At 39.5% G+C, this 15,556-nt stretch carries 15 protein-coding genes; 14 read left to right on the top strand and 1 reads right to left on the bottom strand.

Annotated elements, in window-relative coordinates:
* Positions 1–519 (bottom strand): HflX-like GTP-binding protein (locus lacNas_RS09775; protein WP_507762785.1); only part of this gene is annotated, 519 nt, incomplete at its 3' end.
* Between the two features lie 311 nt (positions 520–830).
* Here lacNas_RS09775 and lacNas_RS09780 point away from each other — a divergent pair.
* The 14 genes from lacNas_RS09780 (at position 831) to lacNas_RS09845 (ending at position 15,547) form a co-directional block, all read left to right on the top strand.
* The gene (locus lacNas_RS09780) at positions 831–1,877 is read left to right on the top strand and encodes an LCP family protein (protein WP_201331373.1); all 1,047 of its coding nucleotides are present in this window, start codon (positions 831–833) and stop codon (positions 1,875–1,877) included.
* Positions 1,877–2,764 carry a YveK family protein gene (locus lacNas_RS09785; protein ID WP_201331374.1) on the top strand — a complete coding sequence of 296 codons (888 nt, stop codon included), beginning with the start codon at positions 1,877–1,879 and terminating at the stop codon, positions 2,762–2,764. Before lacNas_RS09780 ends, lacNas_RS09785 begins: the two co-directional genes overlap by 1 nt.
* A 9-nt stretch (positions 2,765–2,773) precedes the next feature.
* Positions 2,774–3,553 (top strand): CpsD/CapB family tyrosine-protein kinase, encoded by a 780-nt coding sequence (locus lacNas_RS09790; protein WP_201331375.1) that lies wholly within the window; start codon positions 2,774–2,776, stop codon positions 3,551–3,553.
* A gap of 3 nt (positions 3,554–3,556) precedes the next feature.
* A complete protein-coding gene (locus lacNas_RS09795) occupies positions 3,557–4,333 on the top strand; it encodes a tyrosine-protein phosphatase (protein WP_201331376.1) in 777 nt (258 codons plus the stop codon).
* Positions 4,334–4,361: 28 nt separating this feature from the next.
* The gene (locus tag lacNas_RS09800; protein WP_201331377.1) at positions 4,362–5,024 is read left to right on the top strand and encodes a sugar transferase; all 663 of its coding nucleotides are present in this window, start codon (positions 4,362–4,364) and stop codon (positions 5,022–5,024) included.
* Between the two features lie 28 nt (positions 5,025–5,052).
* A complete protein-coding gene (locus lacNas_RS09805) occupies positions 5,053–6,729 on the top strand; it encodes a phospho-sugar mutase (RefSeq protein WP_201331378.1) in 1,677 nt (558 codons plus the stop codon).
* A gap of 11 nt (positions 6,730–6,740) precedes the next feature.
* Positions 6,741–8,054, top strand: a complete 1,314-nt coding sequence (locus lacNas_RS09810) for a sugar phosphate nucleotidyltransferase (RefSeq protein ID WP_201331379.1) — start codon at positions 6,741–6,743, stop codon at positions 8,052–8,054.
* 91 nt (positions 8,055–8,145) lie between these two features.
* On the top strand, positions 8,146–8,874 hold the full coding sequence (locus lacNas_RS09815; RefSeq protein ID WP_507762786.1) for a WecB/TagA/CpsF family glycosyltransferase: 729 nt from the start codon (positions 8,146–8,148) through the stop codon (positions 8,872–8,874).
* 42 nt (positions 8,875–8,916) lie between these two features.
* Positions 8,917–9,969, top strand: coding sequence for an acyltransferase family protein (locus tag lacNas_RS09820; RefSeq protein ID WP_201331381.1), 1,053 nt, complete (start codon positions 8,917–8,919; stop codon positions 9,967–9,969).
* A gap of 99 nt (positions 9,970–10,068) precedes the next feature.
* Positions 10,069–11,148: a glycosyltransferase family 4 protein gene (locus lacNas_RS09825; protein ID WP_201331382.1), complete on the top strand. Its 1,080-nt coding sequence runs from the start codon at positions 10,069–10,071 to the stop codon at positions 11,146–11,148.
* A 360-nt stretch (positions 11,149–11,508) separates the two neighbouring features.
* Positions 11,509–12,525 (top strand): glycosyltransferase family 2 protein, encoded by a 1,017-nt coding sequence (locus lacNas_RS09830; RefSeq protein WP_201331383.1) that lies wholly within the window; start codon positions 11,509–11,511, stop codon positions 12,523–12,525.
* 22 nt (positions 12,526–12,547) lie between these two features.
* On the top strand, positions 12,548–13,087 hold the full coding sequence (locus lacNas_RS09835) for an acyltransferase (protein ID WP_201331384.1): 540 nt from the start codon (positions 12,548–12,550) through the stop codon (positions 13,085–13,087).
* A 261-nt stretch (positions 13,088–13,348) separates the two neighbouring features.
* Positions 13,349–14,314: a DUF6625 family protein gene (locus lacNas_RS09840; protein ID WP_201331385.1), complete on the top strand. Its 966-nt coding sequence runs from the start codon at positions 13,349–13,351 to the stop codon at positions 14,312–14,314.
* 177 nt (positions 14,315–14,491) lie between these two features.
* On the top strand, positions 14,492–15,547 hold the full coding sequence (locus lacNas_RS09845) for an O-antigen ligase family protein (RefSeq protein ID WP_201331386.1): 1,056 nt from the start codon (positions 14,492–14,494) through the stop codon (positions 15,545–15,547).
* Positions 15,548–15,556 lie beyond the last annotated feature (9 nt).

Genomic DNA, 15,556 nt, shown 5'->3' on the forward strand with positions numbered 1-15,556 from the left:
GGTCCGCCGGTTCATTTCCAGTTTGGATTCACCGGCCCCGCGGTTGGCGAAGCCGCCGCCAGTGGAGCCGCCGCTGCCGCGCTGCTGGTCGAGGCTGTTTTCAGAGGGATGCAGCCGGGGCAGTTCGTATTGCAGGCGTGCCAATTGGACCTGCAGCTTGGCCTGCTTGGTCCGGGCCCTGGAGGAGAAGATTTCCAGGATCAGTTCGGTCCGGTCGATCACGCGGAGCTTGGTCATGTGTTCCAGGTTGCGGATCTGGACGGGAGTCAGTTCATCGTTGACGATGAGGACGCTGGCACCCAATCCTTGGGCCAGGGCTTTGATCTCGCTGACCTTGCCTTTGCCCAGGTAGCTGGAAGCGACGATGTTTTCGGCCTTCTGCTGGCTGACCCCGACGACGGTAAAGTTATTGGCTTCAGCCAAATTGGCCAGTTCAGTCATAGAATAGTCGAAATTTGGGTCGTTCAAGTTGACGCCAGCTAAATAAGCTTTTGTTTCATGTGCTTGATTGTCGATCAATTCGTAGATTCCTTTCTATATGTATAACTTGTACATTTATCTGTTTACTATTGTAAATAATATAACGAAAAAAAGCGCAAATTTTGTCTTAAATTCACAACTATAATATTATTTGTAAAGATGAATCATTGTAATACTATTGGAAACGCTTTTTACTCTTTTTGATGACAAAAAAGTGCTGTATAATTAAGATGATATTGTGGGACGTGAAATCCATAGTAGCGAACCTTATCCAATAAGGATGAAATATCATTGGAAAAGATATCGATAAAAGAAGAGTATGGAATTTTAGGAGAGTAAGAAGAAGCATCATGAATGAACCTAATAAAAATAGTGTTCACCACCATCACCACCATCATCACCACCATCATCGGCGCAAGCGGCATGTGGGACGCTGGATTGCCGGGATTGTTGGTGTCTTGTTACTAGGCATTTTTATGGTAGCAGGTTATGCCTACAAGAACGCTAGAGACGCGGCAACAACGATGTACACGCCGGTTTCTAAGAGCACTAGCTCAAACAAGAACCGGTCAAGTCTAGACAAGATCTTGGCGGCTAAGAAGCCAGTCAACCTCTTGATTCTGGGGACAGACACGGGGGCTGAAGGCCGGAGCACGAAGAAATATCAAGGCTTAACCGACTTGATGATGTTCGTCACGGTCAACCCAAGCACCAAGAAGACCCGGATAACGACGATTGCCCGGGACTCCAAGGTCAACCTGCCTGACTACCCGCAGTACTCGCCGATCAAGCTGAACAGCGCCTATTCTTTGGGCGGAGTCAGCGAAAGCATCAAGACCTTGGACAAGTACTATAGTGTGCCAATTGATGGCTATGTTCTGGTCAACTGGAAGAGTACCATGAAGATCATCACCAAGATGGGTGGGGTCGATGTTGTATCACCGCTGACTTTTACCAACATGGGATACTCATTTAAGAAGGGACAAACTTATCACATTTCTGGTAAGAAAGCCTTGGCCTTTGTTCAGTTGCGTCACGGTGACCCTCGTCAAGATTACGGTCGCCAAGACAGAGAACGCCGGGTTATGGTCGCTGCGCTTAAGAAGAGCGTTTCTTACCAAACGATTTTAAATAGTTCGTTTATGCAGTCTTTAGGCGACAGCATGCAAACCGACTTGACCCTGAACAACATGACTAGTCTGGCAATGAACTACCGTGGGGCCACGAGCAGTGTCAAGTCCGACTATGCTCAAGGGACTAGCAGCAGTGTCAACAACCAGAAATTTGGCAACATGGAAGTTGAAGTTATGTCGACCAAGGAAAGACAGCGGATTTCCGACAATATCCGGGAAACTTTAGGAATCAAGAAAGTCAACGTTTATAAGGAGGACAACTAGTGAGCGCTGAACAACAGAGCAATGAAGAAGTAACCATCGATCTGCGCAGACTTTTCGTCTTAATCAAGAAGCACGTCATCAGCATTTTGATCTGGATGATCGGCCTGGGCTTGATTGCTTATGGAGTATCGGAATATCTTCTGGTGCCAAAGTACACCGCTAGCACCCAGCTGTTGGTAAATCGTAAGTCAAGTGATGCAGGTCAAGCATATGCAAATCAGCAGGCGGACGTTAACGCGGTTACTACCTATAAGGATATTATTACTAGCCGGGTTATCCTTAAGGGGGCTTCCAAGTATTTAGCTAACCCTGTTACTTTGGTTAAAAAGGCAACGCCAGCCAAGAAGGCAGTTTACCGGACTAATGACGATGGGACCAGAACCTTGGTCAAGAAGGCTGTTAAAGCTCAGGCAGCTGTGTACAAGCGTGACGGCAAGAGCTACTCGATTTCAGCCAGTGAGCTGGCACAAGCCGTTTCAGTGACGACCACGACTTCCTCTCAGGTTTTTACCCTGTCAGCTACTGCTGAAACACCAGCCAAGGCACAAGCGATTGCCAATGCGGTTGCCAAGGAATTTAAAGAGCAGATCCCTAAGATCATGGATGTCAACAATGTGACAATTGTTGCGGAAGCTTCTAAGGGAACGAAGTCTTATCCAAGAGTAAAAATGATTACTATTATTGGTGCTTTAGCTGGTTTAGTAATTAGTCTGCTAATTATTATCATTAGAGACTTGTCAGACACGACTGTTCGGGAAGAATCCTTCATGAGCGAAGAACTGGGCTTAGTCAATTTGGGTGAAGTAGCCTCAATTACGATGCCAAAGGATTGGACTTTTACTGCCAAGAGTGCTGAAAAACGCAGCAATTCCAGAAGACGGGTTTAGGAGGTCAACATGGCTTTATTTAAGAAGAAGCACTTAGATAACGAAACGATGAAGAATGGGGCCAAGCTGATTACTCTGGCTAACCCGCAGAGTGTTATTTCTGAACAGTTCAGAAACATTCGGACTAATATCAACTTCATGAACGTTGATAAGGAAGTTAAGACGATTGCTTTTACTTCTGCTATGGCCAGTGCCGGTAAGTCAACAGTCAGTGCCAACGTGGCAATTACTATGGCTCAAGCAGGTAAGAAGACGATTTTGATAGATGCTGACTTGCGCCGGCCAACTTTACACTCAACCTTCAACGTTTCCAACGGCAATGGCTTGACAACTTTGTTGACTAGCCGGACTAAGGAAATGGACGCAAGCAGCGTGATTCGGGAGAGCGGCGTAGAAAATTTGTCAATTCTTACTGCTGGCCCGATTCCGCCAAATCCTTCAGAACTTTTAGGTTCCAAGCACATGCTTGACTTGGTTGAAGGCCTGAAAGAAAAGTATGACATGGTCATTTTGGACTTGGCGCCAATTCTGGACGCAGCCGAAACTCAGCAACTGACTAGTTCTCTGGATGGGACGATTCTGGTTGTGCGGCAAGGTAAGTCACAGAAGGCTGCAGTCAAGCGGGCAGTTGAATTGTTAAAGCTGACCAACTCACCAATCCTTGGCTATGTTATGAACGATGTTGAAGGTGACGGTGACGGTGGCTACGGTTATGGCTACGGTTATGGCTACGGCTACGGTTATGGTGAAGAAGAGGAGAAAAAAGGCCTCTTTGGCAGAAAGAAGTAGCTCATGCCAGTAGTTGATTTACACTGTCACATTTTGCCGGGCGTTGATGATGGGTCAAAGTCTTGGGATGTTTCACTGAAGCTTGCCAAAGATGCTGTTGCAGATGGTGTGACGCATGCTTTGTGTACGCCTCACACATTGAACGGGCGTTACACCAACCATAAGCAAGATGTGATCAAGCTGACCGAAGAATTCCAAGATCGGCTGGACCAAGCAGGTATTCCGTTAATTGTTTTCCCAGGGCAAGAAGTCAGATTATCTGGTGGCTTGATCGAAGCACTTGATAATGACGATATCCTCTTCTGTGATGAAGATGGACAGTACATGCTCTTGGAATTACCGAGCAATGAAGTTCCGCATTATACCAAGAATATGGTATATGAACTGGCTAGCAGAGGAATCACGCCAATTATCGTTCACCCAGAACGAAACAGAGAAATCCTGGCAGATCCTAGAAAGTTACAGGAATTCTTGGAAATGGGAGTATTGGTGCAGATTACTGCTAGTTCATATACCGGCTTGTTTGGCAAAGAAATTGAGGAATGTAGCCGGGGGTTTATTAAGGCTGGCCAATGTGCCTTCTTTGCCAGTGATGCGCACGACTTGCCTAAGCGCCAGTATCAGCTGGGGGAAGCCTTGAATAAGTTGGCAAAGGAATTTGGTGAGGAAAGAAGACAGAGCTTTTTAAGCAATGCACAAGCTGTAATCAATGGCGATCCAGTTTATTTGAACTGGCAGCCATTCCCTAATAAGCGGAAGAAGTTCTTAGGCTTGTTTTAAAAAGAAATTTGGAAGAAGGAGAGGAATAATGGATATGGGAATGAGTCCAACATATGTTGACCCCAAAAAGGTTAAGGGCCGGCCTTTCTACCACGGAATTAAGCGACTCTTTGATGTTCTGGCTTCCTCTGTCGCTTTAATCTTGCTATCACCACTCTTTTTGTGGTTGGCAATTAAGATTCATGGCGAAGATGGTGGTCCAGTCTTTTACTCACAGATCAGAATTGGTAAGGATGAGAAGCCATTTCGAATTTACAAGTTCCGCTCCATGGTGGTTAATGCCGAGAAGATGAAAAAGGAACTCTTGGATCAAAACGAGGTTGAGGGGGCTATGTTTAAGATGCACGATGATCCCCGAATTACTAAGATTGGCAAGCTTATTAGAGCGCATAGTTTGGACGAACTGCCGCAACTATTCAATGTTTTGATTGGTAACATGTCACTTGTTGGTCCGCGTCCGCCACTTCCTAATGAGGTTGAACAGTATACTGATTATGACAAGCAACGTTTGTTAGTTAAGCCAGGCTGTAGCGGCCTTTGGCAGGCAACCAGTCGGAACGCGGCAGACTTTGCGGAAATGGTCCAATTGGACATTGAATACATCAATCGTAGCAGTATCTTTTTTGATATTTGGATCATTTTTAAGACAATTGGTGTTATTTTTCATCCGAACGGGATGTATGAAGATTGAGCACTAGTAGATTTTAGAGGAAAGACGAATGTTAAAAGAAAATATCAAGAATGAATACAGTAGATGGTCAAAGTCAGCGATTGCTGATCAAGACTTAAGTGTTGAACTCAACGGTATGAACGAAGACCAAATCGAAGACGCATTTTATCGTGATTTGGAATTCGGTACTGGTGGTCTTCGTGGCACGATTGGTGCAGGTACAAATAGAATGAACGTGTACACTGTTGCTAGAGCATCACAAGGGTTAAGTAATTACTTAAATAAAAAGTATACTAACCCATCTGTTGCAATCGGCTACGACTCACGGATTAAATCAGACCTTTTTGCAAAGGTTGCTTCAACTGTCTTTGTTTTGAACGGCATTCAAGTTAATATTTGGCCACAACTGAGCCCGGTTCCTACTGTTTCATTTGCGACTCGTTACTTGCACACTTCAGCTGGTATTATGATTACTGCATCGCATAACCCGGCTAAGTACAATGGCTACAAGGTTTATGGTGACGATGGTTGTCAAATCACTACCGAAACTGCTGCTGAAATCCTTAAGGAAATCGAAGCTATTGACTACTTTGACGTAAAGATGGGCGACTTCAATGCTGATTTGGAAGCAGGTAAGATTAAATATATCTCAGATGAAGTGTTAACTGCATTTATTGAAGAAGTTAAGAAGCAATCGGTTGTTACTGAAGATATCAATCGTGACATGGCAATTGTTTACACTCCGTTAAACGGTACTGGCCGTGTTCCAATGACTCGAGCTTTAAAAGAAGCTGGTTTCACTAATATTACGTTGGTTAAGGAACAAGAAATGCCAGATGGTAACTTCCCAACCTGCCCGTTCCCTAACCCAGAATACCGTGAAGCAATGCAGCTTGGTCTTGACACTTGCAAGAAGGTTGGTGCTGATATCCTTTTAGCTACTGACCCAGATGCGGACCGTTGTGGTGTTGGTGTGAAGACTAAGGATGGAGATTACCGTCTTTTGACCGGGAATGAAATTGGTTTGCTTCTGTTTGACTTCATCTGTAGTCAACGTATCAAGCATGGCACGATGCCGGAGCACCCAGTCATGGTCAAGACTATTGTTACTTCAGACATGGGCAACCAGATTGCTGATCACTACGGTGTAAAGACGATAGATGTTCTGACTGGCTTCAAGTTCATTGGGGAACAAATTGGCCTCTTGGAAAAGGCAGGACGGTTGGATGACTACATCTTCGGGTTTGAAGAATCATACGGTACCCTGTCAAGTACGTATGTACGTGACAAAGATGCTATTGGTGGTGCATTCATGGTCTGTGAAATGTTTGCCTACTACAAGACTCAAGGTATTAGTCTTTTAGAGAAGCTTGAAGACCTCTACAAGCAATATGGCTACCGTTTGAACACTCTGCACTCATACGTTTTTGAAGGTTCATCTGGCTTCGAAAAAATGCAAGAGATCATGAAGCACTTCCACCAAGGCATCGATGAATTTGGTGGTCGCAAGGTGGTTAAGACCCTTGACTACAGTCAAGGTTTGGATGGGCTTCCTAAGTCAGATGTGCTGAAGTATCTTTTGGAAGGTGAAAGTTCAGTTGTTGTTCGTCCTTCAGGTACTGAGCCTAAGCTGAAAGCTTACGTTTCTATTGTTTCAGATACGATGGAAGAATCAGAAGCAACAGAAAAGAAAGTTGCTGATCAATTAGCTGAGTACATGAAGTAAGGAAAAATCAAATGAACATCATTTTACTTTCAGGTGGTTCCGGCAAGCGTTTATGGCCATTGTCTAACGATGTCAGAAGTAAGCAATTTATTAAGCTTTTCAAAAATGGCGACAAGCATGAATCAATGGTTCAACGTGTTTATCGTCAAATTAAGCGTGTTGACAAGGATGCAACGGTCACGATTGCAACTAGCAAGTCTCAAGTACCTGCAATTCACAATCAATTAGGTGAAGATGTCTCAGTATGCGTTGAGCCGATGCGCCGTGATACGTTCCCAGCTATTGTTTTAGCAGCAGCATACTTACACGATGAAATGGGCGTAAAGGATGACGAACCAGTTGTTGTTTGTCCCGTTGATCCCTACGTTGATGATAGCTATTATGAGGCTGTCGAACAGCTTGGGAAACTTGCTGGTCAAGCCAACCTAACTTTGATGGGTATCGAACCAACTTACCCTTCTGAAAAGTATGGCTACATCATCCCTGAATCAAAGGACAAGGTCAGTCCAGTTAAAGAATTTAAGGAAAAGCCAGATCGTGCAACTGCAGAAAAGTACTTGGAGCAGGGCGCTGTCTGGAATGCAGGCATCTTTGCCTTTAAGCTGTCATACTTAATGGAAAAGGCGCACGAGCTGATTGACTTTGAAAATTACCAAGACCTTTACAACAAATACGATAAATGTGAAAAGATCAGTTTTGACTATGCTGTTGTTGAAAAGGAAAGTAGCATTAACGTTCTTCGTTACAAGGGAGAATGGCGTGATGTCGGTACCTGGAACATGATGTCCGAGGTAATGGCCGACAACGTGATTGGTAATGCCACCTTGGATGACACGACGACTAATACACACGTAATTAATGAGCTGGATATTCCTATTTTAGTAATGGGTGCACATGACATGGTTGTTGCTGCGTCAGGTGACGGTATCTTAGTAGCTGATAAAGAACAATCAGGATATATGAAGCCATATGTTGAAAAAATTGCTACTGATGTACGTTATGCTGATAAGTCATGGGGTTCGTATCAGATTATCAGTGTTGGTGAAAACAACCTAGTAGCCAAAGCAACCATGAAGGCTGGTCATAGAATGTCTTATCACAGTCATGATTTCCGTGAGGAGGTCTGGACGATTCTGTCAGGTGTTGGTCGCGTTGTGGTTGATGGCATAGAGAAGGCCATTCAACCTGGTAGTGTGATTACTCTACCGGCTGGTAGTAAACATACCATTATCGCAAGAACTAACTTGTCTGTTTTGGAAACTCAAATTGGTTCCGACATCTCAGTTAGTGATAAATCTAGCTACGAATTTGGTAGTAAAGAATAGAATATATAATTGTATGTAAGCTTGAAGGCAGTTCTGTCTTTAAGCGTACATTTTTTAGGTGGGTAGAAAAATAATGTCACGAATTAAGTTCATGAACACGGAGATTGACAACTTGACGATGACTGAAGCATTGGATGCAATTGACGACTTAATTGCTGCTAATAAGAATGCTTACGTTGTCACTCCTAACGTTGATCACATCATTCAGCTAGAGCGCGGTGGAGAAATTGTCGATGTCTATAAGCATGCAGATTTGATTCTCTGTGATGGTAAGCCACTCATCTGGATCTCCAAGTGGTATGGAACACCAATTAGAGAAAAAATTTCGGGTTCAGATCTCTTCCCTCTACTTTGTGAGAGGGCTGCAAAAAAAGGTTATAAGATGTTCTTCCTAGGGGCAGCTGAAGGCGTTGCAGCTAGAGCTGCTAAGAACTTAGAAGCACGTTATCCGGGATTGGATGTTTGTGGTATTTATTCGCCACCTTACGGCTTCGAAAATGATGAAGTTGAGATGGAAAAGATCACCAAGATGATCAAGGATGCTGCTCCACAGATTTTGATTGTTGGACTTGGAGCTCCTAAGCAGGAAAAATTTATCTATCACAATCGTGAACGCCTCGGTGTTCCAGTTAGTTTGGGCTTAGGGGCCAGTCTAGACTTTGAAGCTGGACAAATCAAGCGTGCTCCAAAGTGGATGGCTAACCATGGTTTTGAATGGCTCTATAGAATCACTCAAGATCCTAAGCGACTTGCTAAGCGCTACTTGGTGGATGATCGTAAAATTTTTAAACTAGCTCTTAAGTACAAGAATAAAAAATAAATCTAGTTTACGGTTGACTTTACGACAAAGGAGAGCATAATCTTGACAGACAGACAGACAGACAGACAGACAGACAATGAACTAGTCTCTGGATTTGTACTTGATAAGCGAGGGCATATTCAGATACTGGACTTTTTAAAAGCATTCTCAATAATTACAATTGTCTTGATGCACTTGTGTCAAAATTATTTGAAGGCTTTGCCGTCTATTGTCATTACAGCATCTTCATTAGGTGGCACTGGGGTGCATATATTCTTCTTTTCCTCAGGGTGCGGTTTATACTTAAGCTATCTTAAGCATCCAACGAACTTTACCGAATTTATGAGAAAAAGATTTGGAAAGATTTATATTCCATACATTTTGATTGTGATAATCTCGTTTTTTCTGCCCTGGATGTATATGGGTTCTGACAGATTTGCCGCGTTGCTTAGTCACATCTTTCTGTTTAAAATGTTTGTACCAAAATATGAAGGTAGTTTTGGCATCCAACTATGGTATTTATCAACACAGTTCCAGTTTTACTTTGTATTTGTTCTGCTGTGCAAGATTAGGGATAAACTAGATGCTAGACAATTCATCGTTGGCTCTATGATTATCAGTTTATCTTGGTCATGTTTGGTGACAGTTATGGGCTTTGGCGACGAACGTGTTTTGAATAGTTTCTTTTTACAGTTTCTGTGGGAATTTTGTTTTGGAATGGAAGTAGCTAAGTTACTAAAATCCGGCAGAAAACTGGAATTTAAAAAGTGGCCGCTGTTTATAATAGCAATTATTGGCATTAGTTTAGAAGGACTTATATCACTTAAATTTCTAAGCCTAAAGAGCTTGAACGATATTCCAGCATTTTTTGGATATATTTCTTTAGCGATGTGGTTGTATGCTGTTTTAGGTCAGGACACGAAGAAAGCGTGGAAGCCAATCTGTAAGTATTCATATGAATGGTATTTAGTTCATGTTCTAGTCTTTACAACTATTTTTATGATTGGTTTCCAAGGCTTAGGACGACAGTTGGTACTGGGATTAATTGCTCTGATTGTTAGTTACGTAGTAGCTGTTGGCTATTGGCAGCTAATTCATAAGGTGTTGAAAGTATAAAAGATTGCTGAAACGGCTTCAACAAAATTAAATATAACAATTGTGCTTTAAATTAGTAAAGTGACCGTATTGTTGCTGTATGGGGAGGGAGACTTGCCAATGAAATTAGCAGATCAAAACATTCTATTTATTGCTAGAGCGCCGATGCATGGCGGAACTGAAAAAGTTGTTTTGCAACTGTGTGAAATTTTTAAGCCGCTGGTTAATAAAATTGTTGTTTGCGCAGGTAATGGCTTTGATCAAGATGCTTTGAAAAAGGTTGGAATCAAGTTCTATGAGATCCCAGATTTAGCAGATAAGAATCCCAAGGTAGTATTAAATATTGCCTCTAAACTTAAACATGTAGTTAAACAAGAGAATATTACAGTAATCCACACTCACCATAGAATGGCTGCCTTTTATGTGACTTTGTTAGGTCTCTATAAAAAGTGTGTCTTTATCAACACTAGTCACAATACATTTCACGATAAAGTGAAATTCACGCACTTTTCATATAAGTATGCGCACTTAATTGCTTGTGGAGAGATGGTTAAAAAGAATCTTGCGGATACCTTTGGCTTAAAAGATATTACTGTCATTCATAATGCGGTTGAACCGTTTAAAGGTCCTGTTGTTGAAGAACCAACTTTGAAGGAATTGCATGAAAGAGATTATCAGCTGATAGGTAATGTTGGCCGTTTATCGGAGCAAAAAGGCTTTGAATACTTTATTGACGCGATGCCTAGCATTCTTGGAAAGTACCCACAAACGAAATTCATTATTATTGGTGCTGGTGAGCTTGAGCATAAGCTTAAACAACAAGCTAAGAATGTAGGTGTTTGGGATGCAATTGTGTGGTTAGGCTTTCGTAAAGATGTCCAAAATTTGATGAGTCAGCTTGATTTAGTTGTACTTAGTTCTCTTTGGGAAGGATTGCCTTTAACGCCGATTGAAGCATTCAGTGTAGGGGTTCCAGTTGTAGGTACGGCTGTAGATGGCACCCCGGAAGAGATTCAAGACGGTTATAATGGTTACTTAGCTAAACCAAAGGATAGCGAAGATTTAGCTGAGAAGGTAATCACTGCTATTGATCAGAACGCAAAGATATCGATGAAAGGTGCTGTCAAAAAGACTTATGATGAAGAATTTTCGTTTGATGTCTTGCAAAGAAAATATATTTCTTTCTATGAGAATATATAGTGTTATATAATATTTATTCTGCACAAAAATATACCAATTTTTCCATGATTAAGTATGGAAGAAAAGACTTTGGGCATCATCATGAATGATATTGATAAACTTTGGAAGTACTACTGATCTAAATACAACAGAGTATCTAAGTGTTGTCCAACTAACAATGAACCCAGGTTCGTAGACATGTTTGCCTTGAATATTTTGGTCTAACTCTCTGCCCTAGATTTTAAAACTTCAGATGTGTTCCTTGAAGCAGAAAATGATCACATCTAACGTCTGTCATATGCATTCATATCGACTAGGTTCTAATGTAAGGGTCAATCTATTCTTGTAATTTCTGATTATTAAAACAAGGGGGAATATCTTATGCTGCCGTTAATATCTGTTGTTGTACCAGTATATAATGTCGAAAAGTACTTAACACAGTGCGTTGAATCTTTGGTAGCTCAATCATATAAAAATATAGAGATCCTATTAATTGACGATGGCTCAAGGGATGGCAGTGGAATGTTATGTGATCAATTTGCCAAAAAATATTCTAATGTTGCTGCGTATCATAAAAATAATACTGGACTAGGGTTGACTAGAAATTATGGCTTGGAAAGAATTAAGGGAGATTATGTAACTTTTGTTGACAGTGATGACTATTTAGCACCTGATGCAGTTCAACAATTAGTAGATGGGTTAAAGCATGGTGAGAATGATACCGTTATCGGTGGTTTTACTAAAATTACCGATAAAGGGGAGAAGATATATGTGGAATCATATCCTAAAGAGGATTTTAATGACGAAGAATGCTACAGCAAAGTTTTTTGTAAAATGCTGGGAAGCAGTCCAAAAGAACATGATTCTATAAAAGCATCTGTTTGGAATGTGTTATATTCAACTTCATTAATTAAAAGAAACCACATTTCGTTTGTATCAGAACGGCAATATATTTCTGAAGATATTGTATGGGATTCTGACTATTTTAAGTATTCAACGAACACAGAAATAATTGATTCAACGTCGTATTATTATAGGTCTAATCCGACTTCGTTGTCCAAAACGTATAGACCGGATCGCTTCGAAAAATGTGTTGTTTTTTTTGAGTATATGACCAATAAAATGGTTTATACAAAAATTTGTGATGAAGCTAGGCTAAGGCTAACTAAAAATTTATTTATAAATGTAAGATCTTGTTTTGCTTTAGAGAAAGGAAGATCGTTTCATGAGATCAAGCAAAGCATAAGAAAAATATGTTCAAATTTGGTTTTGCAAGAGGCGATAAAAGCCTACCCGGTCAGCCAATTGGGGATTAGTCAAAAAGTTTTTATTCATATGGTTAAAAATAAATGTGTAACTATTTTGGCTGTCTTGTCCAAATATGGATTACTAGAATAGATAGAGGAATAAGCGGTAAACTATGAAGAAGCTTTTTTTAGGTGTAAGAGCAATATTTTTCTTCGTATTTTTAAAGCTACGATACGGGAATAGGTGTGATTTGCACATAGTAAATTCTATTCGTGGAATAAATAAGTTTGAATTGCAGTCAAATGCTACATTAAAAATTGGAAAGTTCTTGATGACGCAAGGGCCGTTATATTTAAAGGCACTGCCGGACGCAAATATTATAATTGGAGATAATGTCTTTTTTAATCACAATTGCTCCATTACAGCTGCAGATAGTGTAATTATTGGAGATAATGTTACTATTGCAAATAATGTTGTAATTGTAGATCATGATCATGTAATGGATACAGTGGGTGTGGTTCAAGACAGATTGACTAAAGCGCCAGTTGTAATTGAAGATAATGCTTGGATTGCAGCAAATACCACTATAACTAAAGGAGTTCATATAGGTACTGGCGCTGTAGTAGCAGCTGGTGCCGTAGTGACTCACGATGTTCCAGCACATACAATTGCTGCGGGGATTCCAGCTAAAAAAATTAAAAGTTGCATCTGATTAAAAAAATGAGCTTACTTTATTTAAACCAAATCAAATCGCAGTCTACGCTATATAATAGAAAAAAACTGGCTACATACTATATAGACCTCGTCTTGATAATAGAATTTTTAGATTCCATAGAGTTGTTGTAAAGGCTTACGGTACTCTGCGCTTTATCTAGTACTTGTAGTGAACTTATTTTGGTCTATCAATTTTGGCGGAAACTGATTGTCTAATAGTTGTTAAAATTATCGATAATATATAGTATGGAGCAATTAAATGAAAAAGTGCTGTTTTATCATTCCATATTTTGGAAAATTACCAAATTACTTTGAGGTTTTTGCGAAGTCATGTGAAAAAAAACTTGATTACCAATGGCTTGTTTTTACTGATGATGAGCATAGATATCAAGTACCTAAAAATGTAGTTTTGAAGTCAATGAGCTTTAATGAATTTCTTAACATAACTAAAAATAAGTTAGGCTTTGAACCAGAAATACAAGAGTACCATAAAATTTGTGACTTAAAGCCAGCATTTGGCTATATATTTGAAGACTACATAAAGGAATTCGAATTTTGGGGCTACTGTGATTTAGATACAATTTTTGGGGACATGAATGCATTTATCACGGATGACATACTGAGAAAATATGATAAACTCTTTTGTTTAGGGCATTGTGTGATGTTTAAAAATAATTACGAAAATAACAGGATGTTTATGAAACCTGTAAATGGTAAGATATGGTATAGAGAATCATTCTTGTCGCCAAAAACTACTGTATTTGACGAGACGTATGGTGGAACACATAATATTAACACGCTTTTTAAGTTCTATAATAAAAAAGTTTTAGAAGAAGACTGGTCATTTAATTGCAATATTGCCCCAGCGAATTTGCAAAGGATACGTTATGTTCCTGAAAGTAATAGCTTTAAAGTCGAGAAATATCACGATTCGATCTTCGTTTGGGATAATGGAAAAATTTTACGGTATCAGTTGAAAAAGGGAAAAATATATAGCGAAGAATACATGTACATGCATTTTCAACAACGAAAAATGAAGGTGGACAAAAAGGTACTACAAACTTCTGCTATAAAAATTCTTGGAGACGGATTTTATAGCATGGATGAAGAAAAGGTCACTGTAAGTAATTTTAAAAAGATAAAGCACAGAGTATATTCATTTAGGAAATTTAAGCTGTTGTTAAAATGGAAAAAAGACGGTCTAAAGAAAAAACTAGGAATCTGAACTGTATGTTAATAGTGATGAGAAAGAACCATGATCGTATATGGTGAACCGGTAGATACTAATGAACAAAAAAATTGTATTAAGCAAACATAATTTGATCGAATTTATTATATCATTTTTTTATTTAATTTGTTATTTGGTACCCTAACTCCTGATTCTTTTCAAAAAGCAATCAACATGATAGGAATAGCTATTAGTTTATTTATTGCTTTGATAGTGCTTCAGTATGCGAATTATAATAGGTCAAAAATTAAAATCGAAATCTTACTATTTCTTTTTTGGGCAGGAGCATTATATTCTACGTATTGTAGTAGAGAAAGCTATATGCAGATGAATAGCTGGCAAGCAGGAATATATTTTATATTTAGAATATTGTCTTTTTTTGTAATGCTAGTTTATTCTGTAGAGAGAGGTGATGGCAAAGAAATTATAAAAGAATTCTTTGTGATCTCTTTAATATATTGTTTGATAAATGACTTAGTTTTCATTCCTCAAATGGCAGTTTTTAGGGCAACACAAGGCTACTTATTAGGAAATAAATTTTCTGTTTCATATATGCACTTAGAAATGGTAGCTTTCTATATTTTTCAAGGAGCTTTAGGTAATAAAACAAAGAAGAATATTACGCTAGTATTGATTCTATATTCTTTAACCATATCATTGTTAGTAGATTGTATTACCGGAGTTATGGGTGTACTTTTTTTCATTGTACTAGCCTTTTTACTTCCGAAGAAAATTACCAGAAATCCTTTACTATGGGTTGTAATATCAGTACTTTCCTTCGCATCTGTATATAATTATAATTATATTGTTGAAACAGATATATATCAAAAACTCTTTGTAAGATCCCTTGATAGAGGTGTTACCCTGACAGGACGTATGAACATTTATAAGGAGCTGCCACATTTAATGTCGGGACATTGGTTATGGGGATACGGACCTAGTAGTTCGTATGAGGTAATTCATAACTATTTAAATATGCCGAATACACAGAATGGGTTTTGGGATATCATATTACAAGTAGGTATAGTTTCTTTTACATTCTTAGCTCTACTAACAATTTATTCTATCTACCAAATAGACAAAAAAAAGGAAAATTTTCTTATTCCAATTATTGCGATGTTGGATATGTATAGTGTTTTGGCTATATTTGAGATTACTATAAGTCTTAGCTTTATAGGATTTGTAATTATCGCAGCTGTTTATTCTAGTTCACAAGTGATAGAAATATAAGTAGGGAAT

Origin of the sequence: Lactobacillus nasalidis, assembly GCF_016587775.1 — a bacterium.
GTDB lineage: Bacteria > Bacillota > Bacilli > Lactobacillales > Lactobacillaceae > Lactobacillus > Lactobacillus nasalidis.